General features: G+C 65.0%; 22 protein-coding genes and 1 tRNA gene. 15 read left to right on the plus strand and 8 right to left on the minus strand.

Features of this window, described 5'->3' with window-relative positions; all coding sequences use genetic code 11:
• Positions 1-40 precede the first annotated feature (40 nt).
• From L5G33_RS10325 to L5G33_RS10335, 3 genes are all read right to left on the minus strand, one after another.
• Positions 41-1,018, minus strand: coding sequence for an alpha/beta hydrolase family protein (locus L5G33_RS10325; RefSeq protein ID WP_236998085.1), 978 nt, complete (start codon positions 1,016-1,018; stop codon positions 41-43).
• Complete coding sequence (locus L5G33_RS10330) at positions 1,015-1,914, minus strand: ABC transporter substrate-binding protein (RefSeq protein ID WP_236998086.1); 900 nt, start codon at positions 1,912-1,914, stop codon at positions 1,015-1,017. The genes L5G33_RS10325 and L5G33_RS10330 overlap by 4 nt, the downstream gene beginning before the upstream one ends.
• Positions 1,915-1,988: 74 nt before the next feature.
• Complete coding sequence (locus tag L5G33_RS10335; protein ID WP_236998087.1) at positions 1,989-4,103, minus strand: FAD-dependent oxidoreductase; 2,115 nt, start codon at positions 4,101-4,103, stop codon at positions 1,989-1,991.
• A gap of 598 nt (positions 4,104-4,701) precedes the next feature.
• Here L5G33_RS10335 and L5G33_RS10345 point away from each other — a divergent pair.
• From L5G33_RS10345 to L5G33_RS10360, 4 genes are all read left to right on the plus strand, one after another.
• Positions 4,702-5,106 (plus strand): hypothetical protein, encoded by a 405-nt coding sequence (locus tag L5G33_RS10345; RefSeq protein ID WP_236998088.1) that lies wholly within the window; start codon positions 4,702-4,704, stop codon positions 5,104-5,106.
• A gap of 314 nt (positions 5,107-5,420) precedes the next feature.
• The gene (locus L5G33_RS10350) at positions 5,421-5,990 is read left to right on the plus strand and encodes a hypothetical protein (RefSeq protein WP_236998089.1); all 570 of its coding nucleotides are present in this window, start codon (positions 5,421-5,423) and stop codon (positions 5,988-5,990) included.
• Between the two features lie 298 nt (positions 5,991-6,288).
• Positions 6,289-7,800, plus strand: a complete 1,512-nt coding sequence (locus L5G33_RS10355) for a carboxylesterase/lipase family protein (RefSeq protein ID WP_236998090.1) — start codon at positions 6,289-6,291, stop codon at positions 7,798-7,800.
• 576 nt (positions 7,801-8,376) lie between these two features.
• A complete protein-coding gene (locus L5G33_RS10360; protein WP_236998091.1) occupies positions 8,377-8,958 on the plus strand; it encodes a CPBP family intramembrane glutamic endopeptidase in 582 nt (193 codons plus the stop codon).
• Positions 8,959-9,929: 971 nt separating this feature from the next.
• Here L5G33_RS10360 and L5G33_RS10365 read toward each other — a convergent pair.
• Positions 9,930-10,014 (minus strand) — tRNA-Ser (locus L5G33_RS10365).
• Positions 10,015-10,142: 128 nt separating this feature from the next.
• On the opposite strand from L5G33_RS10365, the gene L5G33_RS10370 reads away from it, so the two are divergent.
• Complete coding sequence (locus L5G33_RS10370; RefSeq protein WP_236998092.1) at positions 10,143-11,108, plus strand: NAD(P)H-quinone oxidoreductase; 966 nt, start codon at positions 10,143-10,145, stop codon at positions 11,106-11,108.
• A gap of 67 nt (positions 11,109-11,175) precedes the next feature.
• On the opposite strand, the gene L5G33_RS10375 is transcribed toward L5G33_RS10370, so the two are convergent.
• Together L5G33_RS10375 and L5G33_RS10380 are read right to left on the minus strand one after the other, a co-directional pair.
• A complete protein-coding gene (locus L5G33_RS10375; protein WP_236998093.1) occupies positions 11,176-11,661 on the minus strand; it encodes a MarR family winged helix-turn-helix transcriptional regulator in 486 nt (161 codons plus the stop codon).
• 99 nt (positions 11,662-11,760) lie between these two features.
• Complete coding sequence (locus tag L5G33_RS10380; RefSeq protein ID WP_236998094.1) at positions 11,761-12,957, minus strand: aminotransferase class V-fold PLP-dependent enzyme; 1,197 nt, start codon at positions 12,955-12,957, stop codon at positions 11,761-11,763.
• Positions 12,958-13,028: 71 nt separating this feature from the next.
• On the opposite strand from L5G33_RS10380, the gene L5G33_RS10385 reads away from it, so the two are divergent.
• The 7 genes from L5G33_RS10385 to L5G33_RS10415 all read left to right on the plus strand — a co-directional run bounded on the left by L5G33_RS10385 (position 13,029) and on the right by L5G33_RS10415 (position 19,514).
• A complete protein-coding gene (locus tag L5G33_RS10385) occupies positions 13,029-13,574 on the plus strand; it encodes a bacterial proteasome activator family protein (protein WP_236998095.1) in 546 nt (181 codons plus the stop codon).
• 22 nt (positions 13,575-13,596) lie between these two features.
• Positions 13,597-14,475 carry a galactan export ABC transporter permease subunit Wzm/RfbD gene (wzm, locus tag L5G33_RS10390; RefSeq protein WP_236998096.1) on the plus strand — a complete coding sequence of 293 codons (879 nt, stop codon included), beginning with the start codon at positions 13,597-13,599 and terminating at the stop codon, positions 14,473-14,475.
• An 11-nt stretch (positions 14,476-14,486) separates the two neighbouring features.
• Positions 14,487-15,296, plus strand: coding sequence for a galactan export ABC transporter ATP-binding subunit Wzt/RfbE (gene wzt, locus L5G33_RS10395; protein ID WP_236998097.1), 810 nt, complete (start codon positions 14,487-14,489; stop codon positions 15,294-15,296).
• Positions 15,293-16,213, plus strand: coding sequence for a galactofuranosyltransferase GlfT1 (glfT1, locus tag L5G33_RS10400; protein ID WP_236998098.1), 921 nt, complete (start codon positions 15,293-15,295; stop codon positions 16,211-16,213). Before wzt ends, glfT1 begins: the two co-directional genes overlap by 4 nt.
• A gap of 159 nt (positions 16,214-16,372) precedes the next feature.
• Complete coding sequence (locus L5G33_RS10405) at positions 16,373-17,257, plus strand: TIGR03619 family F420-dependent LLM class oxidoreductase (RefSeq protein ID WP_236998099.1); 885 nt, start codon at positions 16,373-16,375, stop codon at positions 17,255-17,257.
• Positions 17,258-17,307: 50 nt separating this feature from the next.
• Positions 17,308-18,327 carry a fused (3R)-hydroxyacyl-ACP dehydratase subunits HadA/HadB gene (locus L5G33_RS10410; protein WP_236998100.1) on the plus strand — a complete coding sequence of 340 codons (1,020 nt, stop codon included), beginning with the start codon at positions 17,308-17,310 and terminating at the stop codon, positions 18,325-18,327.
• Positions 18,328-18,392: 65 nt separating this feature from the next.
• Entirely contained in the window at positions 18,393-19,514 is a 1,122-nt protein-coding gene (locus L5G33_RS10415) for a DUF5685 family protein (RefSeq protein WP_236998101.1), read from the plus strand.
• A 75-nt stretch (positions 19,515-19,589) separates the two neighbouring features.
• On the opposite strand, the gene L5G33_RS10420 is transcribed toward L5G33_RS10415, so the two are convergent.
• The gene (locus L5G33_RS10420) at positions 19,590-20,021 is read right to left on the minus strand and encodes a GtrA family protein (RefSeq protein WP_236998220.1); all 432 of its coding nucleotides are present in this window, start codon (positions 20,019-20,021) and stop codon (positions 19,590-19,592) included.
• 197 nt (positions 20,022-20,218) lie between these two features.
• Here L5G33_RS10420 and L5G33_RS10425 point away from each other — a divergent pair, with 197 nt between their 5' ends.
• Positions 20,219-21,436: an alpha/beta hydrolase family protein gene (locus L5G33_RS10425; RefSeq protein WP_372476882.1), complete on the plus strand. Its 1,218-nt coding sequence runs from the start codon at positions 20,219-20,221 to the stop codon at positions 21,434-21,436.
• Here the strand turns inward: L5G33_RS10425 and L5G33_RS10430 are convergent.
• A complete protein-coding gene (locus L5G33_RS10430; RefSeq protein ID WP_236998102.1) occupies positions 21,426-21,836 on the minus strand; it encodes a universal stress protein in 411 nt (136 codons plus the stop codon). The genes L5G33_RS10425 and L5G33_RS10430 overlap by 11 nt on opposite strands.
• A gap of 112 nt (positions 21,837-21,948) precedes the next feature.
• Between L5G33_RS10430 and dprE1 the strand changes: the two genes are divergently transcribed.
• Together dprE1 and dprE2 are read left to right on the plus strand one after the other, a co-directional pair.
• Positions 21,949-23,367 carry a decaprenylphosphoryl-beta-D-ribose oxidase gene (gene dprE1 / locus L5G33_RS10435; RefSeq protein WP_236998103.1) on the plus strand — a complete coding sequence of 473 codons (1,419 nt, stop codon included), beginning with the start codon at positions 21,949-21,951 and terminating at the stop codon, positions 23,365-23,367.
• 37 nt (positions 23,368-23,404) lie between these two features.
• Positions 23,405-24,166, plus strand: a complete 762-nt coding sequence (gene dprE2 / locus L5G33_RS10440; protein WP_236998104.1) for a decaprenylphospho-beta-D-erythro-pentofuranosid-2-ulose 2-reductase — start codon at positions 23,405-23,407, stop codon at positions 24,164-24,166.
• The last annotated feature ends 29 nt before the right edge of the window (positions 24,167-24,195 follow it).

Consider the following 24,195-nt stretch of genomic DNA (forward strand, 5'->3'; position numbering starts at 1 on the left):
GGCTGTCAGCTTCCCTCGGCGTCGATTCAATCCCCTCGATTCAGTCACGGTGGGCGTTGTGCGCCGCCCGACTGATCGTCTCGATGATCTGCGGGAAGGTCGCCGAATCTGAAGCGACGATCTGCGTGTGATTGACGCCGGGGAACCTCACGAGAGCGCCCCGGCCGCCCGCCTTCTTCACTGCCCTCACGTAGTTCGTCGCCATGCTGGGTGCGACAACGGTGTCGGCGGTGCCGGTCATCGCGATGATCGGAACGTCGGGGTCGATGTTCTCGATCGGGCTGACTGACGCGTAGTGGTCGGGCACCTCGCTGGGCATACCGCCCATCACGCTGCGGGCGCGCGGATTGCCGTTGAGCGCCGCCCGCCGCATGTCGAGGGTCCCGGCCAGCGAGATCACATAGGTGGGCCGGAACTCCGGCTCGGCGCCGATCTCGTCGTCTTCGAGATTGTGGCGGGTCCCCGACCACATCGCCAGTTGGCCGCCCGCCGAGTGTCCGGCGACCACGGCGTCGTCCGTCGAGATCTCCGGCAGCGCCGCTTGAACGTTCGGAACGAAGTCGAGCGCGGCGGCGACGTCTTTGAAGGTGGTCGGCCATCCGCCGCCGGAGCCGACCCGCCGATACTCAAGGTTGTAGACGGCGAGGCCGCGTTCGGCGAGCCGCCGAGACAGCGACACGAACACATCGGCACCGAGCTTCGACTGCCATCCGCCACCGTGGACGAGTACGACCAGCGGCACGGTGCCCGGTTCGTGGTCGCCCGGCGGCAGATACACGTCCGCCCAGTTCTGTCGATCGTCGCGGTCGCCCGTCGTCGTCGGATACAGGTACCGGTCGACGGTCACGTCCGACGTCGACTCGACGTTCGCGAGAGCACGGGCCGCAGCCCCGCGGTCTGCCGGTTCGGCAGGGGTGGCGTCCGAGGCCGCGTCGTCGTCCGCGGCGCAGCTCGTCACCGTGAGCGCTACCGCGACGGTCGACGCGGTGATCAGTCGGCCGAGCGTGCGCATCCTCATATGGTCGCTCCGTTGATGGTCGAAGCGTTGATCTCGCCGTCGAGCCCCCACTTCTGGGCGATCGTCGTCATCTCGCCTCGGTCGATCAGCTCCTGGACGGCGGACTGCAGCACCTCGCCCAACGGTGACTTCTTCGCGATCGCGAACCCGTACGGCTGGGAGTCGAACACCTCGCCCGCTGCGGCGAGTTCGGCGTCGCTTCGACGGACGGTCGTCGCGACCACGACGGAGTCGGCGGACATCGCGTCGGCCGACCCGCCGGTGAGCGCACGGACCGCGTCCTCCTGGGTGGGTGCGGCGACGATCTTGATGGGTTTGTCGCCGACTGTCACGCACGCCTTGCTCTTGGCGGGCAGCTCGACCGTGTGCTGGACGGTACCGGCCGCTGCTGCGACGGTGCGCCCGCATGCGTTGTTCGGGTCGACTGTGTCACCGGACCGCTGCGCCCACTGGGTGCCGCCACGGAAGTAGGTCACCATGTCCATGGTCTTCTGGCGAGCCAGGGTGTCGAAGAATCCACGCGACCCCACGTCGTAGGTTCCGTCGACGACTCCCGGGAGGATCTGCTCGAACCTGGTCTGCTGCAGGTCGAGCCGTAGGCCGAGGAGGTCGGCGACCCGATTCAACACGTCGACGTCGAAGCCGGTCAACTGTCCGTCCTCGCCCATGCCGACCATCGGCTCGTATGGTGCGCTGGTGCCGACTGTGAGCTCGCCTGACGCCCGGATCTCGTCCGGGACGCGGCCCGCCAGGCCGGCATCGCCCGCAGCCGAGGCGGGTGGCTTCGATTCGTCGGTCTGCCGATCACCGCCGTCGGAGCCGCAACCGGCCACGAGGAGAGTCACGACGAGGCTGATCAGCAGCGCGGGGGTCCGCCTGCGCGGTCTACGGCTCACGACATCGGAGTCTATTCGCTTTCCACCGCAACGACTTCCGGATCAGCCAACTGGCCGACGCCCCAGCCGGCCGGTCAGTACGCGGTGGCGAACTTCCACGCCGAGTGAATCGCACCTTCGATGTAGTCGACCTGCCCGGCGTCGCCGACCACCTCGACGGGGATCCCCGTCGCCTCGAGTTCGCGTGCGAGCGGAGCCCCGGCCGCCGTGTCGGCGGCGTAGACCACCGTCGAGGCCGGCGCCGTATGTGCCTCATCCTTGACGGTGAATTCGACGGCATCGGACGTGATGCGGGTGACCGTCGCCTGGCGGTGCACGTGCACGCCGAGTTCGGCGGCTCGGCGCACCGCGGTCCAGCGGCGTGGCATGGCCATCGGCAGCCCGAGGGGCGTACCGGATTCGAGAAGGGTTACGTTGCGTCCGCGGTCGGCCAGCCACTCCGCGAGCTCTAGGCCGACCAGCGATCCGCCGATCACTACGACGTCGTGCCCCATCGGCAGGAACGACCGCGTGAGTCGGCGAATCGCCGTAGGACTCTTGGTGACGCCCGACAGCTTGCCGAGCTTGCCCATGGCGCGCAGGACGAGTGAACCGTCGGAAGCCGCGGCGTTGCCCAACAACAGGTTTCGCAGAGTTTCACCGGTGTGGACATGCGGTAGATCACCACCGGGGATGTCGGGACGGGGGCGCACGGCGCCGGTGGCGACGACGACGTGGTCGGGGGCGAGGCCGCGAATCAGCTCCGGGGTCGCGGTGGTCTTGAGTCGGATCTCGATGTTCAGCCGCTTCATCTCGGCGGTCAGCCAGTCGAGCAGTCGTTCGTTGTCCGGGGTGGTCAGCGTCGAGAACCACAGGGTCCCGCCTAGGCGATCGGATTTGTCGACGACCGTGACGTGGTGGCCGCGCAGGGTGAGCAGGCGTGCGGTTTCCAGGCCCGACGGCCCGGCGCCCACGACGACGACCCGTTTACCGCGACGCGCCGGGTGCAGCGGAAGGAGCCTCTCGTCGCCCAGTGCCGGATTGACCGCGCACAGCGGGGTGTCGTCCCAAAAGTTCTCCTGCACGCACACATAGCAGTTGATGCACGGGCGGACCTGCTCGGGAGTATCGGCGGCGAGCTTGTTGACCAGCTCCGGATCGGCCAACAGCTGGCGACCCATCGCAGCGAAGTCGATGCGGCCTGCCGCGATCGCCTCCTCGGCGACGTCGGGGAGCATGCGCCCGACGGCGATGACCGGGATCTGTACATGCTTCTTGATCTCGGCCGCCAGATCGAGGTAGGCGCCGACCTTGTTCGGCAGCGGGCCGTCAGTGAAGTTGGAGAACGGGTTGCGCCCCCAGCCGGTCACGTGAATGGCGTCGGCGCCTGCTTCTTCGAACAGGACCGACGCGGCGCACGCCTCGTCGTTCGTGAGCGCACCTTCCTGACCGAACTCGGCCCCTGCGACGCGCACCAGCACGGCCATCGTGTCACCGACCGCGGCCTTGACCGAGGCGATGACCTCGCAGGCCAGCCGGGCACGACCGGTCAGGCTGCCGCCGTACTCGTCGTCGCGCAGGTTGTCGATCCGGTTGAGGAATGCGCCGAGGACATAACCGTGGGCGCAGTGGATCTCGATGGCGTCGACGCCCGACTGTCGGCAACGGACGGCGGCCTCGGTCCAGGTCTGGATCAGCCAGGCGATGTCGTCGGCGGTGGCGGTGTGGGTGGACCCTGCCTTGCCGCCGGTGACGGCGGCCATCTTCCCGAGTTCTTCGGGGGTGCTGTCGACGAGCGCAGACATGTCGTAGGTGTAATTCGGCTTCGACGGCACCAGCAGCGGGCGGTCGTTGAGGGTGTCGATGCGGGCGACCTTGCCGTGGTGCGTGCTCTGTACGCAGAGCTTGCCGCCCGCCTCGTGAACGGCGTCGGCCAGTGCCCTGAGGCCGGGGACGAACCGGTCCTCGGAGAGTCCCGGCTCCTTCGTACTGGTGGCGCCGATCGGGTACGCGACCGCTGCCGCCCCGGTGATGATCAGGCCGGTACCGCCGGCCGCGCGTGCGGCGTAGTGGTCGATGTCCTCCTGCTCGATGACGCCGTCAACGCAGACGTTCATGTCCATCGCAGGCAGGACGACCCGGTTGCGCAATGACATCGGGCCGATCTGACCCCGGCCGAGGAGGTGCGAATAGGAACTTGTTCTAGCCATGAATCGAAGAGTACGCCACCGTTTCAATCATTGATTGAAAAAGTGGGGACATCGCTGCTTTGCGGCCCGGTAGCCGCGGCATGTGAGGAACCCCCAGTCTGTCGCTCTGAGCACGCTGCAGATGGTCTCCACTCCGAACTGATCACGGTGCACGTCGACGAACCGGATCGTTTCGTCGTGGGGCGGTCGAGCTCCGCGGCGAGAAACGCCGATGCCTTCGTCAGAATCTCGTTCGCACGGCGGGCCTCGGCTACCCACCCGCCGCAGCCGACGATTCTCCTCCTCGAGTGATCCTTGCGGACCGGACGATCACGATCACGGAACTCTGGACTGAACTTCTTGGGCATACTCCGATTCTCATTCGTGAGACTCGGACCTGAAGCCGGGGCGCTTCACCCCGTTCGACGCAAGCACGAGTTGTTCATCGACACACTGATTGGCCGATCGTGGCAGCAGCCCCCTGTCATTTCGCTGCTGCGTGCGTCGATGCGCTCAGACTTAAGTACTAGAAGGGTCCAACTCAGGGTAGGACTTTCGTTAGCGCCCGATAGACGTCCGAGTGATGCCTCCGAGCACGCCCCTGCCTATCGTGATGACCATGACCTCAGAAACTATTGACACAGCAAGTTATCTTGCGGCCTTCCGCAGCGAACTCCAAGGGGCTGGACGTGGTCGGCGATTCTCAGCCCTGCTGAACCAGAGGACCCTGTTCCCCCATCGAGGGCGAGCCACGTTGACTCCCCATTATTTGACGTTGAGCGAATGGAACAGTCAGGGTCCGCTGCAGATCTTACCGGAAGCAGTCCTTCGCGTTACCCGTCAGTTCGATTCCCAGTATGGTGCTTTCGTCGGTGGTGCTTCAAGCAAGTGGGGCGCACCGGTGATCGTCGACTTGGACGACGAGCGATCTATCTACTTCTTGTTCGACCATCGGCCGTTCTTGGAGAAGACTAAAAATCCGCATTGGGAAGACCTCCTCCTCACCTGGTTAGCGAAACGATGAGCAGCTAACGCCGCGCGGGACGTGCCTGCACGTTCGTGACGTGGGCGCGACATCTCCACGTACCTCTGCCATCGTGCCGGCGTGCCTGTGGGCGCGTGTATGCGCGCCTAATCGCCGGTGAGAGCGTCCTGAGTCTCACGACGACCTAGTGCGCCGGGGTCCCGTCATTCCTACTCGCCCTCGACAGAATGCGACGACATGATTGCATCGACACGACAGCACCCACGTCGACGATCACTTGCCTTCGTGTGCGCAACAGCACAATTAGCTTCGAATGTAGGGCGTCCAGGACCGGCGGCAAGCAAGGCGGACCGGTGAAACTCAAATTGTGTTCACGTCTATCGACCACCTTGACTATCTTGCTGGGCGTCGCCTCCGGAATTGGACTTGCGCTTGGTGCACTGAGTGCTGTGTCGTCCGCAACGAAAGTCGTCGAGCACCGGCCGGAGGACAACGCCGTATTACCACATGTTGTGATCGGCTTGCTGGTGCTGGGTTTCATCATTGGAGCGATGATTTCAACTAGGTCGATGCGCTGGTTTTGGTGGCCGATCGATGCATCCGTTGGTGAGCGATTCGGGCGGACCTTTCGGTCATCGCGTAACTCGTTTTCCGGGCTATTGCGATCCGTTGGCGCAGTCATCCTCCAGGCGTTTATGGCGCTTCTCGTATTCAGAATGGGATTTCAAGCTACGGCGGGGATGGCGTCCTCGTTTAGCGTCAATGCGTGGGGCGGTCCATCAGCGTTCGGTGCCTTCATGGCGCATGGAGTCGATGCCGTGGTGTGTTTGATTGTTGCGTGCCTTGCACTTGACAGGGTTCTCGTGCCCACCAACCCGAGCGTTCGTACCGATGCCGGCCAGGGAGCCGGTCGACCTGGTTAGTTGGAGTCCCCGTCTTTCGGCCAATTGTCTACTCGTGCGTTGCGTACCAGTGGCGCCTTGCCCGAGTTCGTCGTGCCGGAGCAGACGACCGCGAATCATCAGCGCTGTAGCGATCTCGCGGGACCAGTCACAGGCGTTCTCCGCTGGTAAAGCAATCCACTGTTTCCTGAAAGAATATGGCGATCTGACGATGTCAAGCTCGATGACTACGCACCCCCACCGACATGAGCCTCGTCGACGACGACCCAGTGCCCTGGTGGCCGTGGTCTGTGCCGTCGCTCTGACAGTTGGTTCTATCGTGCTCGTCTCTATTCGGGCCGGTCATGACACCGATCCCGCGGTGATCAGCACCGGCGACGGAGCGCTACGTGGGTCCCTCAACGGCAGCACTCGTCAGTTCCGGGGTGTCCCGTACGCCGCGCCGCCAGTCGGCGATCGTCGCTGGGAACGTCCCAGTCCTCCCGAGAAGTGGGATAAGGTTCGCGACGCGACCAAGGCCGGGCGACGCTGCATTCAGCCCGACGACGACAACGAGCGTGATCCGCGTTCGTCCGAGGACTGTCTGTACCTCGATGTCACCGCTCCCCGGTCAGTGCCGGTCCCTGTACCGGTGATGGTCTGGTTCCACGGCGGTGCCTTCAGCTCGGGCGCCGGTAGTGACTACGACCCGCGACGGCTAGTCAATCAGGGTCGTGTCGTAGTGGTAACGGTGAACTCTCGGTTGGGTGTGCTGGGCTACTTCGGAGGCCGCGGCCTCCAAGACTCGGGCACGTACGGACTTGCGGATCAGCAAGCCTCGTTGAGTTGGGTCAAGACCAACTCGGCAGCATTCGGCGGCGACCCGGACCGCGTGACAATCTTCGGAAACTCCTCTGGGGGCGCCAACGTGTGCGCGCACATGGCATCTCCGGCCTCTCAAGGGCTGTACTCCCGCGCAATCATCCAAAGTGGCTCCTGTTTACAGGAGTGGCGCGAGGGGGTGATGTATCCAGATGCCGAGCCTTTGAGCTATTGGACCAGCCGACAGCAGATTGCTAAGTCCGGTCGCACCGCCGCCTCGGCACTCGGATGCGACACCGCACAACCTCTGGCCTGCCTGCGCCGGGTTCCCGCCAGCAAGCTGCTCTCCATCAACGGACATTTTCTGGCCATGGCCTACGGCACGCCGCTACTTCCCCACGATCCGCGACAGCTACTTCGAGAAGGAAAATTGCATCAGGTGCCCGTTCTGCAGGGCAACACCCGTGACGAGCATCGGCTTTTCGCCCGGTTCTTCGACATCGTCCCGACTTCTGGCGCGGGGACGTACCGATCTCTGCTCACCAAAGTCTTCCCGAACCGCGAAGCGCAGCTTCAGCGCCTGTACCCGCGGCCGACCGGACGCTACTCGACCGAGCGGGCATGGGCAGCGATCGGGACCGACAGCAGCTGGGTCTGCCCCACACTGCGGGCAACCCGACAACTCAGCAACCATGCATCGGTCTACAGCTACGAGTTCGCCGACCCACACCCACCAGCCGACCCGGCGTTTCCCTCCGGGTTCCCCACCGGGGCGCCGCACGGTTCTGAAGTGCCCTACCTGTTCGATCTCGAGCCCCGCCCTCACCAGACGCGCAACCAGCGCGCCCTGTCCGATCGCATAATCAAATACTGGACGACGTTCGCCGCCTACGGCAGTCCCACCAAGGCCAACGGCTGGCCGAAGGCGGACAGCTCTAAACCAAAGACGCTGCAGCTTCGCCCCGCGGGCGACCGGGTAATCCGTGCAGACCGGACGCACCATTGCTGGTTTTGGCTGGGCCCTACGTGATCGGCCACCCAACCCGGGCTCTCCCCGTCGGCCCGGTACGCCACCGACGGAGTCTTCTGGCCGGTGCCTCATGCAAGTTGGGGCGCTCAGCATAACTCTCGAACAATCTCGATGTGATCAGACAAGGCCAGCACAGGATACTGATACCTCTACCGCAAAGCTGGCCAGCTGGAGTGACCTATTCCGCGGATTCCGAAAGGCCTGCCTTCCATGCAAACAAATCCCAACAGTCGTCCATCACGATCACGCCCTAGCGACGCACCATATGATCTACGTGGCACCATCCACGACACTTTTCAACAGCATCCTCTCGCCGCCTTCTTCGTCACAGCTTTCGCGCTGAGTTGGCTGGCCTGGACTCCGTATCTGCTCTCTGACAATGGACTTGGAATCGCGCACTACGCCGTACCGGGCGAGCCGGGAACGAGACAGCTTCTCGGGATACTGCCTGGTGCGTACCTCGGTCCGGTCACTGCGGCATTCATCGTCACCGCCGTGGTCGATGGCCGTGCGGGACTAACAGCATGGGCGCGCCGATTCACTCGACTGCGTGTGGGGTGGAGGTGGTACTTCGGCGTGCTGCTGGTGGTGCCAATCTCGCTGTTGGCCACCACGCTGCTGTTTCCGAATACGTGGGGGCACGCGAAATGGATTCCGTTCGCGGCACTGATCGCCTACGTCCCGATGCTGATCGTGCAGATTGTCACCACGTCCCTGGCAGAAGAGCCCGGATGGCGTGATTTCGCGTTACCCCGGCTTCAACAACGATGGGGCGCGATCCACGGGACTCTTATTCTCGGTCTGTTATGGGGCGCATGGCACGCACCATTGTTTCTCACTGACTGGGCAGGTGAACACGTCCGCTGGTGGGAGCCGGCGCTGTTCGTACTCTCGTGCGTCCCCCTGAGCTTGGTCATGACATGGGTCTTCAACAAGACCGGTCAAAGCATCCCGATGGTGATGCTCCTGCATGCCGGGATCAACAACACTTTCAGTGTCTTGTGGCCCGAATCCTTCCCGAACCAGGATGCCGAATCCATGACCATCCTCGTGCAGCTAGCCGCTTCGACGGCCGCCGCGGCGTTCCTAATCGTCCGAACACGAGGCACACTCGGCCTTGCACCGTCAGAAGGGCGTCTTGTCAAGAATCGAGTTTAATAGAAATCGATCAGTTGTTCTGTGAGGTAAGTTCGACGGCTCAGTTCTAGGCTCACCGCCGCGCCGCGCGGTACCGAAAACCCCACACGAACCCTGCACCGCGTGTTTGGGGTTTTCTGCTGTCTCGCTGCCCCGATACCTGCGCCGACGACGCCCCAAGCGCTCACCATTCAAGAGGCGAAGGCTGGGCTCGCTCAAATTTTCGGAGTCGACGTCGAAGCGATCGTAATCCGCGGCTAGGAAAAGCTATTTCAGGGAGGGGGGCTATTTCAGGGAGGGGGGCTATTTCAGGGAGAGTCCGCGTAGGAATCCGACCTGTGCACACTGTCCGCCATCCAAATCCGGCAAACCCCACTCAACGCGGCGTCCGTGGCGGACGGCAACTGACTCTTGCACTAACTGTTCGACTCGCTCCGCGAAGGCCCCACCGCGCGTCCATCTTTGGACCGCGTGTGGGGCCTTCGTCTGTCTGCACACCTGTTGTGGACGGACCGGCTTCGCCGTTCCGGGGCGTCGAGACTTCTCCGCAAACGACCGCGTCGGACCAGCCGACGCATCACCAAGGGCGCCGAACGCGGCGACGCTGATCAACGCGACCAGAACAGCGCACATGACGCCGATGAACTTCTTCACGATTCCCCCACATTCACACGGCGATTACGGCTGGAGGGAAAGCCACAGCCCCCGACCCGAGGGGCATCTAGTACTCGTACGTACGAGTAGTGAATCCCCCGGGCAACCTGGACGATTCCTCCCGAATCGCCACAACAGATGAGACGGACGCTACAACCGGTAACAGCAACCCGTAACCAGGCAGCGAATAGCGCTGACACAGATTACCCACGTGAATCTCGGTGAGCCGACTTCGATGGCGGCACGCATCGCACGGGAGAGAGCGGCGGCGAGAGCGTCCCGCGCATCAGTTTCGTCATTCGTGGCGGGCAGACGCGTAAGAGCCTGGCCCTTCTCTGCGGAAGCGGAGGGATTTGAACCCCCGGTGGTTTTACCCACGCTCGCTTTCAAGGCGAGTGCATTCGGCCGCTCTGCCACGCTTCCTTCGAAAGACGGCCCGCGCGCAATCTGCGGCAGTCGCGTAGCGACGCGGAGCAAGTCTTCCGCCGAAGAGGCTATCGCATGAGCTCTGCGGGCGTGCCCACCGGCCGGATCGGTGGAAGACTGGAGTCATGCGCGCCATCCCCGAATCGCAGAGCCTGGACATCGTCGACCTGCCCGATCCAGAGCCGGCACCCGGCGAGGTGATCGTCGATGTCGCGGCGGCGGGCGTCAACCGCGCCGACATCATGCAGCGTGCAGGGAAGTACCCGCCGCCGCCGGGGGCGTCGAACGTGTTCGGGCTCGAAGCGTCCGGCACGATCTCGGCGATCGGCGACGGCGTCTCCGGCTGGGCGGTCGGCGACGACGTGTGCGCGTTACTCGCGGGTGGCGGCTACGCGGAGAAGGTCGCCGTTCCGGCAGCACAAGTGATGCCCGCGCCGCGGGGCATCGACCTCGTCTCGGCGGCGGCACTCCCCGAAGTCGCGTGCACCGTGATGTCGAACGTCGTGATGACTGGACACCTCACACCTGGCGAACTACTCCTGGTACACGGCGGCAGCAGCGGGATCGGCACCCACGCAATCCAACTCGCGCATGCGCTCGGCGCACGAGTCGCCGTGACCGCACGTAACCAGACCAAACTCGAACGCTGCCGCGAACTCGGCGCCGACGTCCTCATCGACTACACGACCCAAGAGTTCGACGACGTCCTCGCCGAACAGGGCGGAGCCGACGTCATCCTCGACATCATCGGAGCCAAGTACCTCGGTAAGAACGTGAAAGCACTCGCCACCGGCGGTCGACTCGTCATCATCGGAATGCAGGGCGGCGTCAAAGGCGAACTCAACATCGGCGCCCTCATGGCCAAGCGCGCCGCCGTCATTGGAACCACGCTGCGCGCACGACCCGTCACCGGGCCCGGTTCCAAGGCCATGATCGTCGCCGAGACAGTCGCCCGGACCTGGCCGCTCGTCGAAAGCGGCGACATCGCACCGATCATCGACTCCACGTTCCGCTTCGACGATGCCGACGCCGCACACGAACGACTGAACTCCGGCGAAGCCGTCGGAAAAGTGCTGCTGACGATGGAGTGAGGTCCTCGATTCGCTCGACCGAAAGCGGTGTTCGTCCATAGGTTCTCGGCCGTCGAGCAGTGTCGCGTTACAGGCCTTCGCGGACGATTCGCTCGCCGATCTTTCCGAAGGTGCGGCACAGTGTGTCGAACTCTTCGGGGGTCAGTGAGTCGATGACGAGTCGTCGGACGGCGCGGTCGCGTTCGTCGAGGATCGGCTGCACCATGTCACGACCGGAATCGGTGATCATCACCCACTTCTGGCGGGCATCGTAGTCAACGTTCTCGAGACGAGACGCATACCCGTTCTCGATGAAGCGGGCCACCTGTCGGGACACCGTGCTCAGTGGAATCTGGGTTGCCTCCGCGAGGTCGCTGATCCGCAGCCCCTCCGCAGTGGCCAATACTTCGAGGACGCGCCAATCGGCGCTCGTCAAAGCCGACGACGAATCGATCTGCTTGAACAGCGACCTATACAGCATCCAACCGCCCGTGACGAACTGCTGCCACAGATCGCGCTCGGCGCTGTCGAGAATCGGTGCGAGTCCCCCGTCACCGTCATGTTGTTGCAACACCGCTGCCCCTTCAGCCCCCTGAACTACATACTTTCGAACGCAACCATACGGTCGGGGTTCCGGTCGCTCCCAATCGAGGCCGCCCTCGACGAGTCTCGCTCAGCCGAACGAACCGAGCACCCGCGCCAACTGATCCATCTCGTACGGCGTGGAGTAGACGCCGAGGCCGACCGTCACCGCGCCGCCTGCGTCAGCGACGCCGATCGCGTCCAGAGCACGGTTCGGTACAGCGTGCAGCGCGCTGATCCCGTTGTCGTTCAACCGAACACCGACCTTCTCCGCGCTCACCCCGTCGACCAGGAAGCTCACGAGCGGAACTCGATGCGTGTCGGCGCCGATCACCTGGACGTGTCCGAGATTGTCGAGAGCGTTCACCAGATAGAAGGTGAGGCGCTGCAGATACTCGTAGGCGCCGTCCATCGACGTCGTCAGCCGACGACGCCGATTCCCGGTCGCCGACGAATCGAGACCGGCGAGGACCTCCACCGAGGCGACCAGTCCGGCGAGCCACGCGGTGGGCGTGGGCGATGGTTCGAGCCGAGCGGGGCCGGTCGCGTGCGGGTCCATCGACACATTCGTCAACGACGCCATCCGCGACTGATCAGCGAACACCATCGCCGACATCCGCGGACCGCCCCACCGCTCCGCGCTCACCAGCACGACGTCCGCGCCCATCTCATTCATCGACAGCGGGACAAACGGCGCCGCACTCGTCGCGTCTACCACCGTGAGCGCGCCCGCAGCGCGGGCATGTCCGGCGATCTGCCCGATGTCGGTGATCGCACCCGTCGTCGACGACGCCAACGCCACCGACACCACGCTCGTCCGATCGGAGACCAGATCGGTGAACTGCCACGGCGGCAGCGAGCCGTCCTCGATGTCGATCTGCGCCCACCGGACCGCTGCGCCGTGCCTGGCCGCCCCGCGCAGCCACGGCACGATGTTCTCCTCGTCGTCGAGGACCGACAGCACGACGCCGTCGCCGATCCACGACGTCACCGGGAGGGACTCGACCAGCGCCGACACCAGCGCGCCCCGCGACGGACCGAAGACGACGCACGCCGGGTCCGCGCCGAGCAGGTCGGCGATCGCCTGACGCGCCTGCATTGTCGTCGCAGCCGCGTCCAACGACTGGCGGGACAGCCCGCCGCCGAGCACCGGGTACGACCGGACGCCGCGTGAGACTGCGGAGGCTACGGCGTCGGGGATCTGCATTCCGCGCTGGGAATCGAGGTGGATCCAGCCGTCGCCCAGGGAGGGGAACAGTCCTCTCACGGAGGCGATGTCGAACGGCATGACCCCAACGATAGACACCTGTCTCGCACCGATCACGTCAGAACGACGACGCACGCGGCACAATGGGAACCATGCTTCCCGAGATGTTCGGCACTTCAGGCCCCGGAAACCCGCTGTCGTCCGATCCGTCGGCGACACCAGACGAACCGGTCATCGAATTCGCGGCCGCAGGCGCCGAGAACGGTGACGCGGCATCGAACCCCGTCGCGGGCATGGTGGAACAGCCCGCCAAGGTGATGCGGATCGGAACCATGATCAAACAACTCCTGGAAGAGGTTCGCGCCGCTCCCCTCGACGACGCGAGCCGCACCCGCCTCGCCGACATCCACCGCACGTCGATCGCCGAACTCCAGGACGGTCTCGCCCCTGAACTGCGGGAAGAGCTCGACCGGCTCGCGCTCCCCTTCTCCGACGATCAGACACCGACCGACGCCGAGTTGCGCATCGCGCAAGCCCAGCTCGTCGGATGGCTCGAAGGCGTGTTCCACGGCATCCAAACCGCGCTGTTCGCACAGCAGATGGCGGCACGCAGCCAACTCGAGCAGATGCGGCAGGGAGTACTTCCCCCCGGCCCCGGTGACATGTCCGACACCCACAGCACCGGTCAGTATCTGTGACCCGCCGGTATGCTGTGACGTTGTGTCAGCCGTAGCCAACGACGGCGGAGCAGCCGGTCGAACTGTCCCGCCGCCCCCGCCCACCTCGGATTCGCGAACGTTCGGACGAGGCATCCAGGATCTCGTCGAGGGTTTCCGAACCTCCGAACTCTGGCTGCACCTGGGCTGGACCGACATCAAACAGCGCTACAAGCGTTCGGTCCTCGGACCGTTGTGGATCACCATCGCGACCGGCGTCACCGCCGTCGCCATGGGCATCCTGTACGGCGAACTGTTCCACCAGGACATCAAGGTGTTCCTGCCGTACGTGCTGCTCGGCTTCATCTTCTGGGGCTTCATCGAGACGTCGGTTCTCGACGGGTCGGTCGTCTTCTCCACCAATGAAGGTCTGATCAAACAGCTGCCTGCGCCGATCAGCGTCCACGTGTACCGGGTGGTATGGCGGAGCCTCATCATCTTCGCGCACAACATCGTGATCTACGCGATCGTGTTCGCGGTGTTTCCGCAACCCATCGATTGGTCGGCGTTGCTCGTGATCCCAGCGATAGCTCTCTTCGCCGTGAATGCGACGTGGGCCACGATCGTCTTCGGCATCCTGTCGACCCGATTCCGCGACATCGGTCAGCTTCTGACGACCGCCGTGCGTCTCGTCTTCTTCATGACCCCGATCATCTGGTCGGCGCAGACCCTCGACGCAGTGGGCAGCGAAGGATCGAGCCGGATGAAGCTCGTCGAGCTCAACCCGATGTTCCACTACTTGGAGATCTCCCGCGGACCACTGCTCGGCCAACACGTCGAGTTCTATCACTGGGGCATCGTGCTCGGGTGCACTGCGCTCGGGTGCGCCGCCGCCCTCGTCGTGATGCGCAACTACCGTGCCCGCGTGGCGTACTGGGTTTAGGAGACACACCCGTGGCAGACAACACCGACATCCGCGTCGACACGTGGGACGCATGCGTCGACTTCCCGATCTTCGACGCCAAGACCCGTTCGTTGAAGAAGGCGGTCATCGGCGCCGCCGGCGGCGTCATCGGTTCCAACGGGTCGAAGACCGTCGTCGTCGAAGCAGTCCGCGACATCAACCTGCACCTGGAGCACGGTGACCGCGTGGGCCTCGTCGGCCACAACGGCGCAGGCAAGTCGACGCTGCTGCGTCTGCTGTCCGGGATCTACGAGCCGACACGCGGGTCCTGCAAGGTACGCGGCCGCGTCGCGCCGGTCTTCGACCTCGGTGTCGGCATGGACCCGGAGATCTCCGGGTACGAGAACATCCTGATCCGCGGCATGTTCCTCGGCATGAGCCGCAAGGAGATGCTGCGCAAGACGGACGAGATCGCGGAGTTCTCCGAGCTCGGCGACTACCTGTCGATGCCGCTGCGCACCTACTCGAACGGCATGCGTGTGCGCCTCGCGCTCGGCGTGGTCACCAGCATCGACCCCGAGATCTTGATCCTCGACGAGGGTATCGGCGCCGTCGACGCCGAGTTCATGAAGAAGGCCCGCGTCCGACTGCAAGCCCTGGTCGAACGCTCCGGGATCCTCGTGTTCGCCAGCCACTCCAACGAGTTCCTCGCCCAACTGTGCGATCGCGCGCTGTGGATCGATCACGGCCAGGTTCGCATGGACGGCGGCATCGAAGAGGTCGTCGGCGCGTACCAGGGCCCCGACGCCGCGGCCCAGGTCCGCAAGGTGCTCGCCGAGAACGACGAGGCCGCGCGGTGACCACTGTCGTCGCCGTCGTCGTCACTCATCGACGGCCCGAACTGCTCGCCGAGTCGCTGAACGTCGTCGCGAATCAGAACCGACCCGTCGACCACCTGATCGTCGTCGACAACGACGCCGACCCGACCGTCGGTGAACTCGTCGACGGCCAGCCGGTCGAGACCACATACATCCCGTCGAAGCACAACCTGGGCGGCGCGGGCGGATTCGCGCTCGGCATGCTGCACGCGCTCGCGCTCGGAGCCGACTGGGTGTGGTGCGCCGACGACGACGGCCGCCCCGAAGGCCCCGAGGTCCTCACGATGCTGCTCGACTGCGCCGACCGCCACGCTCTCGGTCAGGTGTCTCCGGTGGTCGTCAACATCGCCGACCCCGATGCGCTGGCTTTTCCGCTACGACGCGGACTCGTCTGGCGGCGCAAGCGCTCCGAACTGTTCGCGGACACCCAGCCCGGAGCGGAGCGGTCAGACGACCTTCTCCCCGATATCGCGTCGCTGATGAACGGCGCCCTGTTCTCCGCGGACACGATCGAACGAATCGGTGTGCCCGATCTTCGATTGTTCTTCCGCGGCGACGAGGTGGAGATGCATCGCAGGCTCGCGCGTTCGGGAATCGCCTTCGGCACCTGTCTGACCACCGCGTATCTGCATCCGGACGGCAGCGACGAGTTCCGGCCGATCCTCGGCGGCCGTATGCACACGCAGTACCCGGACAACGAGGTGAAGCGGTACTTCACCTACCGCAACCGCGGCTACCTGATGAGCCAACCCGGCATGCGCAAACTCCTGCCCCAGGAGTATGCGCGGTTCGGATGGTTCTTCCTCGTCCAACAGCGTGACGTCGCAGGCTTCCGCGAGTGGATGCGCCTCCGCAAGTTGGGGCGCGGGGAACGGTTCGCACGCCCCGACACGCGTTGATCTGCGCGTTCGCCGGCTCTGTGTAGAAGTTCGGCTTTCTCAGCGGCCTCCGAGGGCATACTGCCCTCGGAGGCCGCTGGGCGTACCGATCTTCTCGGCATCGCCTCGTCGTAATCAATCCATCGACATCTAACTAGAACGTGTTCTACCCTGACTGTCATGCGATTCACCTATGCCGAAGCCATGACGGACGTCAGCTACTACGCACCACTCGCGCAGGCCGCGGAGAAGTCCGGCTTCGCCGGGATGACCATCCCCGACTCGATCGCGTACCCGGAGGTGTCGGACGCCACCTACCCGTACACCCCGGACGGAAACCGAGAGTTCTTGGAAGACAAGGACTTCATCGAAACGTTCATCCAAGCGGCGGCGCTGGGCGCGGTGACCACGACGCTGCGTTTCCTACCGTTCGTCCTCAAACTGCCGATCCGGCCGCCCGCCCTCGTCGCGAAGCAGGCTGCGTCAGTCGCCTATCTGACGAACAACCGCTTGTCGTTGGGTGTCGGAACCAGCCCCTGGCCGGAGGACTACGACATCATGGGCGTGGACTTCAAACGCCGCGGCAAGCGGATGAACGAGTGCATGGACATCATCCGCGGCCTCACCTCCGGCGGATACTTCGAATTCCACGGCGAGTTCTACGATATTCCGAGCATCAAGATGTCGCCGACGCCGACCAAGCCGATTCCGCTGCTCGTCGGCGGACACGCCGACGTCGCCTTGCGGCGCGCGGTGATCCGCGGCGACGGCTGGATGCATGGCGGCGGCCCCGGCGAGGAACTCGACGCCCTGCTCGACAAGATCTCGGCGATCCGCAAAGCGGAGGGCAAGGAGAACGACCCGTTCGAGATCCACGTGATCTCGATGGACGCGTACACAATCGACGGCTGCAAGCGCCTCGAGGACAAGGGCATCACCGATGTGATCGTCGGATTCCGTCTCCCTTACGTCGTCGGGAACGACACCGAACCGCTCGAGAAGAAGATCGAACACCTCGACTGGTACGGCGAGAACGTGATCGCGAAGGTGAATAGTGGGTCATAACGCAGACGCGTGGTAATTCTCGTGCTTACCGCTCGGTAGAATGGTTACTCATGACTAGTAGTGGAACCGATCGCACCAAGGCCATCGAAGCAGAGATCGGCAAGGTGTTCACGACTCAGGACTACTACGAGGTCGGCCGCGAGAAGATCCGCGAGTTCGCTCGGGCCCTGCACGACGACAACCCCGTCCACTGGGACGAGGCGAAGTCTGCCGCCGCAGGCCACGACCGGCTGCTCGCACCGTTGACGATCGTCGTCCTCGACGGCACCAAGGCGCAGGCCCAGCTGTTCGAGATGATCCCAGGCAACCCGCTGAAGTCGGGTGTCCTGCAGGTGGAGCAGCGGTTCGTGTTCCACAAGCCGGTCACCGCGGGCGACCGCCTCAAGTCGGACGTCTCGCTGGACTCCTACAAGTCCGCGGCCGGCGCCGACCTGTTCACGGGCAAGACGGTCATCCGCGATCTCGACAAGGGTGTCATGCAAGAGTCGTGGACCACGCTCGCCGGCCCCGGGGAGTCCGGCGACGGTCTGACCGACGAGTTCCAGTCGATGGTCGACGACGTCATGTTCTCGCCTGCTGGGTCCCACGTGCTGCCGCTGGTCCCTGCTGAGGCCGCCGAGATCCCCGACGACGAGCCGCGGGCGTTCGGCGCGATCGCGTTCGACTCACTGACCGAAGGCCAGGAGATCCCGCCGCGCAGGCAGAAGTTCACGCGCGGCGACCTCGTCAACTATGTCGGCGTCGCAGGTGACCCGAACCCCATCCACTACAGCGACGAGCTCGCGGCCGCCGCGAAGCTCGACACCGTGGTCGCGCAGGGCATGCTGACCCTGGGCACAGCGGCCGGCTACCTGTCGGAGTTCGTCGGCGATCCCGCCGCATTCCGCGAGCTCAGCGCCCGCTTCTCGAGCGCCGTCTACGTTCCGCCGACAGATGCGGCCTTCGTCGAGTACACGGCGAAGATCAAGACGCTGTACCCGGAGACCAAGCGCGGACTGATCACGTTCGGTGCGACGGTCAACGGCAAACGCGTGTTCGGCAAGTGCACGGCGCTCGTGCAGTTCTCCTGACACGCCGGCCTGTCTTTCGACTGCGCTTCCGAAGGAATCCCGGTCCGCGACAGTAGATTCGACGCATGTTCGGTCTGCTCCAGCCGTGTCGGCACGTGCTCGACGACGATCTTCGTGATCAGTGGCGCGCGCATCTGTGCGGCCTGTGCCTGTCATTGCGCGACGGTTACGGTCAGACGGCCCGGCTGACGACGAACACCGACGCCGTCATGGTGTCGGTGTTGACCGCCGCGCAGCGCATTCCGGACGCCGCCACGCGGACCGCTGGGCCGTGCGCTCTCCGCGGCATGCGACGCGCTGAAGTCGTGACGTCGAACGACCCCGGGGTGCGACTCGGGACGGCCGCGTCGCTCACCCTGGCGTCCGCGAAGGCGCGGGACGCGGTGGCCGAACAACGGCACGGGCTTGCACCTGCTATGCCGGTGCGCACCCGCGCGGCAGGGATGGCTGTGCACGGATTGGAACGCCGGGCGGCACGCGCCGGCGATGTACTCGACGTCTCGACGATCCTGACCGTGCTCGATCGTCAGGCCGAAATCGAGACGACGTCGACCGATCTCGATGCGCTGACCGAACCGACCGCGCAGGCCTGCGCCGCCGTCTTCGCCTCCAGCGCCGACCTGGCCCAAGCTCCTGCCAACCGCGACGTGCTCGCCGACATCGGAGCCGATTACGGTCGCCTCGCGCATCTCCTCGACGCCGTCGACGATCGGCTTGCCGACGACGCAGTCGGAGCATTCAACCCGCTGACCGCGACCGGAACGTCCGACGAACTCGCGCTCGCGGGGTCGACGATGCTGGCCGCCCGCGTCGCCCACCGGTACCGGGATCTCGCACTCCACGACGACCGACTTCTGCGCGCACTTCTCGTCGACGGAGTCGCCCAGGCCGTCCGGCGTCGTCGCCGCGCAGGTGAACGCGCGCGGATCGAGGCGATCGGATCAGGCCTGCAGACGTGGCCTCCTCAGCAGCCTCTCGACTGGCCGGAGGGATGGCCGTATCCGCCGCCGTTCCCACCGAACCGATCGTGGTACCAGCGGATTCTCCCGTTCAGCGGCGTCACGTTCTGCGGTCCGGCGCTGTGCACCAGCCACTGGAACCACTGCACGGACAAGTACCGCTCGCCGCTATGCGACGGCTCCGACTGCTGCGATTGTTGCGACTGCTGCGACTGCTGCGACTGCTGACCTCAAGTTCCCCGCTCAGCGCCACCATCCGCCGTGGAGCGATGCCGAGGCTGTCCGGGAGACTTGAGGTCAGCATCACCTGATCTTGAAGATCACAGTTCGTTGGACGACGAAGTTGATGACGGTCGCCACGCCCTGCGCGACGACGAAAGCGCAAGCGCTGGCGACGAGAGACGAACCCCACTCGTGCATCAGCAGGCTGTACAGGCCGATGTTGACAAAGAACGTCACCGCGTACAGCAGGACGACGGCGATGAAACGCGCCTTGCTCGGTTCCGCCCGGAATGTCCAACGGCGGTTGATCAGGTAGGCGATGGTGGTGCCGAGGATGAAACCGCATGCCTTCGCGAGCCAGTACGGGGCTCCGGCGACGCTCTGAAGTAGCAGGGTGAGCGCGAAGTCGAACACCGCTGACAGCACGCCGGTCGCGACGAAGCGAACCAACTGAGTCTTGAGATCGACGCTCGTCGACGCCTCTTCGTCGTCGAACGGCAGCTCGATCGGCATGGGAGCGTGCCGCGTCGCGAAGTCGTCGTGTGCGGGGTGCACAGGGAACGGAACGCGGTCGACGTCGTCGGGTGTGGAGTCTGACACCGGACCAGCCTATCGGTCCGCGCGCCCAGACGGACGCAGGAGAATCGGTGAACAGCAGATTCGGGCAGACTTTCGCCGATCACCGGCCGGGCGGGCTAAGGTCCAAAGCTATGCCCGCCGCCTTCTCCGCTCACCGCCTCACCCGCCGTCTCTGTGCCACCGCATTGGCGTGTGCGACGGTCGCAGGCATGGCGTTGACGACGCCCGCCGCACATGCGGAGACCACGCCGACGCCGGTCTGGTCGGGGCTGGACGCACGCTCATACGACGGCCCGATCGGAGCCCACGGCACGCTGCTCGCCAAGACGCCCCTCGACCCGTCGATCACGCTGCCCGCTGCGGGCGACGCCTACCGGATCCTGTACTCCTCTCCCGACTTCGACGGGAAGCCCGCGGTCAGCACGGGCGCGGTGTTCCTCCCGAAGCGACCGGCTCCCGCGGGCGGACACAAGGTGATCGCGTGGGCGCACGGCACTGTCGGGCTCGGTGACACCTGTACGCCGTCGGCCCAGCCGCGCAGCGACCGTGACGTCGCATACCTCGGCCACTGGCTCGACCAGGGCTACGCGGTGGTGGCCACCGACTACGTGGGTCTTGGGACGCCAGGGCTGATGAGCTATTTGAGCGGACAGGTGGCGGCAACGTCGACCGTCGACTCGGTGATCGCAGCCCGACAGGCGGGTCTCCCCCTGTCGAAGACGTGGGCGATCGTCGGCCAGTCACAGGGTGCGGGCGCAGCCCTCAATGCGGCGCGACGGGCCACGTCGCTGTCGAAGGGCAGCGGGCTCGACTACCGCGGCGTCGTCGCGACCGGGGCGCCCGCGAACATCGAGCACATCGTGTGGCAGGCGGGGCCGCAGTTCCCACCGGTCGCGCTGCCGTCGGGGCTCACCACGTACGCCGCCTACATCGTCGCCGGATTCGCCGACGCCCGTAGTGACCTGCACCCCGAGCGTGTGCTCAGCGCAAAGGGACGACGCGTCGTGCGGCTCGCCGAGAAGCTCTGCTACCCCGAACTCAAGTCCGCGCTCGACGGAGCCGAGATCAACTCGTGGTTCACTCGGCCGCTCGCGTCGATCCCCGGCGTCCAAGCCGCCCTCGTCGACTACATGAGCACCCCGTACTCCGGCTACGACCGCCCGATCTTCCTCGGTCAGGGACTGAAGGACATCGACGTCCCGGCACCGTCGGCGATCTCGCTGTACGCACAGATGAGGGCCGCCGGTCAGCCCGTCGACTTCCACGTCTACCCGACGCAGGACCATTCCGGCACGGTGCTCGCATCCATGAAGGACTCGACGCCGTTCCTGAAACGGATCATGCGGTAGCCCGCTGCGGCTTCACCACCATCACCGGTTTCGCACATTCGATCAATAGATACTGGGATGTGCTGCCCAACAACAGCTTTCCTACTTGCGTGCGACGACGCATCCCGATCACGAGAAGCTGTGCGTCCGGCTCGTCCATCGCCCGTAGAAGCTCCTCGGACGGGTCGGCGCCGATCTGCTGCCGGATCTCGAAGGGCACACCCGATTCCACTAGCCGCTCCTGGACCTGCGCGATCTCGTCTGCGTCAACGATCCGGACGGTGCGGGCCGAGCTGCCTCGCCCACCTTCGGACACAGCGTTGATCACCAACACACCGGTGCCGCGCACCGATGCCTCGTCGATGGCCTGCTCCAGGCAAGCCCGTCCGTGCGAACCGCCTGCGTACCCGACCACGATCATGCTTTTCCTTCCGGTTCCCCCGGCGGCCTCCCTCGCCTTCACAGACGAATGTAGACGACGGGCATCACATAGACGGCGGTCGGACACGAGAGGCGGGTAACCTCTACTGACGATGACGAACTCAGAACTACTTCCAATCCAGACTCGGACTCTGATGGGTTGGGGTCGTACGATGCCCACCGAAGGGCATGTGCTGACCACGCCGTATCCCGAGGTCATCGCCGACGCCGTCGCACGCGTCGCCGACCAGGACGCGGACAAGCCGTCGTATCTGAAACGCGGAGTGATCGCGCGGGGGCTCGGCCGGTCGTACGGCGAGAACGCGCAGAACTCCGGCGGCCTGACGATCGACATGACTCAGCTCACCCGGATCTATGACATCGACACGGAGACGGCGATCGTCGATCTGGACGCAGGTGTCGACCTCGACACGCTGATGCGCGTCGTGCTGCCGTACGGCCTCTGGGTCCCGGTGCTGCCGGGTACTCGTCAGGTGACGGTCGGCGGCGCCATCGGCTGCGACATCCACGGCAAGAACCATCACAGTTCGGGCAGCTTCGGCAACCACGTCGTCGAGATCACCCTGCTGGTGGCCTCCGGTGAGATCCTCACCCTCACCCCTGAGGGCAGCACGGACGACCCGGACGCGTCGATCTTCTGGGCCACGATCGGCGGCATCGGCCTGACCGGAATCATCCTGCGCGCCAAGATCAAGATGACGCGCACCGAGACCGCCTACTTCATCGCCGACGGCTCTGTCACCAAGAGCCTCGACGAGACCATCGCTCTCCACATGGACGGGTCCGAAGAGAACTACACGTACAGCTCCGGTTGGTTCGACGCGATCAGCAAGCCCCCGCGTCTGGGGCGTGGCACGTTCTCGCGCGGCTCGCTCGCGACACTCGACCAGCTGCCCGACAAGCTCGCCAAGGACCCGTTGAAGTTCGACGCGCCCACGCTCGTCAACTTCCCGGACATCTTCCCGAACGGGCTCGCCAACAAGATGAACTTCTCGATGGTCGGCGAAGCTTACTACCGGATGGGCGGCAACTACCAGGGCAAGATCCAGAATCTGACGCAGTTCTACCACCCGTTGGACCTGTTCGGGAACTGGAACCGCGCCTACGGCTCGCACGGATTCCTGCAGTACCAGTTCATCGTTCCGCCGGAGGCCGTCGAGGAGTTCAAGGGCATCATCTACGACATCCAGGCTTCCGGACACGTCAGCTTCCTCAACGTGTTCAAACTGTTCGGTGAAGGCAACCAGGCTCCGCTGAGCTTCCCGATGCCCGGCTGGAACATCTGCGTCGACTTCCCGATCAAACGCGGCCTGCACGAGTTCGTCTCCGAACTGGACCGCCGCGTCATGGAGATCGGCGGACGCCTGTACACGGCGAAGGATTCGCGGACCACCGCCGAGACCTTCCACGCCATGTACCCGAAGGTCGACGACTGGATCGCGACGCGACGTCGCGTGGACCCGAACCAGGTGTTCATGTCCGATATGGGTCGACGCCTCGAACTGGCCTGACGCCGACTACACACATCACAGACGAAAGCAGATACGCATGTTCAACGCCGTCGGCGTTCCGCAATCCATCCTGATCCTCGGCGGATCCTCCGAGATCGGCCTGGCCATCGCGGCCGAGTACCTGACCAAGGGCCCCATGCGCGTGGTCCTGGCGACCGTCCCCGGCGACCCGGCAGCCGAGGCCGCCGTCGCGCAGATGACCGACGCCGGAGCGTCGTCGGTCGAGCAGATCGACTTCGACGCGCTCGCCACCGAGACCCACCGGAACGTCATCGAGACGGCGTTCGCGGGCGGCGACATCGACGTCGCCGTCGTCGCCTTCGGCATCCAGGGCGACGACGAGCAGGCCTGGCAGGACCAGAAGCTCGCCGTCCTCGAAGCGAACATCAACTACACTGCGGCCGTCTCCGTCGGTGTTCTCCTCGGCGAGAAGATGCGCGAGCAGGGTCACGGCCAGATCATCGCGATGAGCTCGGTGGCTGGCGAACGCGTCCGCCGCTCCAACTTCGTCTACGGCTCCACCAAGGCTGGCCTCGACGGCTTCTACCTCGGTCTCGGCGACGCGCTGCGCTCTGAAGGGATCGGCGTCCTGGTGATCCGCCCGGGTCAGGTCCGCACTCGCCTGTCGGCGCACGTCGCCGAAGCCCCGCTCACCGTCAACAAGGAGGACGTGGCGCGTCTGGCGATCGCAGCCGTCGCGAAGGGCAAGGAGATCGTCTGGGTTCCGGGCCCGTTCCGGTTCATCATGATGGCGCTGCGCCACGTCCCGCGCCCGATCTTCCGCAAGCTGCCCATCTGATCTCGTGCAGTCCACCGCCGACGCCCCCG

Origin of the sequence: Gordonia liuliyuniae, assembly GCF_021738805.1 — a bacterium.
In the GTDB taxonomy this organism is placed as follows: domain Bacteria; phylum Actinomycetota; class Actinomycetes; order Mycobacteriales; family Mycobacteriaceae; genus Gordonia; species Gordonia liuliyuniae.

Coding starts and splice junctions, on each gene's coding strand:
- dprE1 (WP_236998103.1), top strand. CDS start 21,949: ATGACGAACTCAGAACTACTTCCAATCCAGACTCGGACTCTGATGGGT.
- L5G33_RS10325 (WP_236998085.1), bottom strand. CDS start 1,018: ATGAGGATGCGCACGCTCGGCCGACTGATCACCGCGTCGACCGTCGCG.
- L5G33_RS10420 (WP_236998220.1), bottom strand. CDS start 20,021: ATGCCGATCGAGCTGCCGTTCGACGACGAAGAGGCGTCGACGAGCGTC.
- L5G33_RS10415 (WP_236998101.1), top strand. CDS start 18,393: ATGTTCGGTCTGCTCCAGCCGTGTCGGCACGTGCTCGACGACGATCTT.
- L5G33_RS10430 (WP_236998102.1), bottom strand. CDS start 21,836: ATGATCGTGGTCGGGTACGCAGGCGGTTCGCACGGACGGGCTTGCCTG.
- L5G33_RS10370 (WP_236998092.1), top strand. CDS start 10,143: ATGCGCGCCATCCCCGAATCGCAGAGCCTGGACATCGTCGACCTGCCC.
- L5G33_RS10425 (WP_372476882.1), top strand. CDS start 20,219: ATGCCCGCCGCCTTCTCCGCTCACCGCCTCACCCGCCGTCTCTGTGCC.
- L5G33_RS10345 (WP_236998088.1), top strand. CDS start 4,702: ATGACCTCAGAAACTATTGACACAGCAAGTTATCTTGCGGCCTTCCGC.
- L5G33_RS10385 (WP_236998095.1), top strand. CDS start 13,029: ATGCTTCCCGAGATGTTCGGCACTTCAGGCCCCGGAAACCCGCTGTCG.
- L5G33_RS10410 (WP_236998100.1), top strand. CDS start 17,308: ATGACTAGTAGTGGAACCGATCGCACCAAGGCCATCGAAGCAGAGATC.
- L5G33_RS10335 (WP_236998087.1), bottom strand. CDS start 4,103: ATGGCTAGAACAAGTTCCTATTCGCACCTCCTCGGCCGGGGTCAGATC.
- L5G33_RS10380 (WP_236998094.1), bottom strand. CDS start 12,957: ATGCCGTTCGACATCGCCTCCGTGAGAGGACTGTTCCCCTCCCTGGGC.
- dprE2 (WP_236998104.1), top strand. CDS start 23,405: ATGTTCAACGCCGTCGGCGTTCCGCAATCCATCCTGATCCTCGGCGGA.
- L5G33_RS10405 (WP_236998099.1), top strand. CDS start 16,373: ATGCGATTCACCTATGCCGAAGCCATGACGGACGTCAGCTACTACGCA.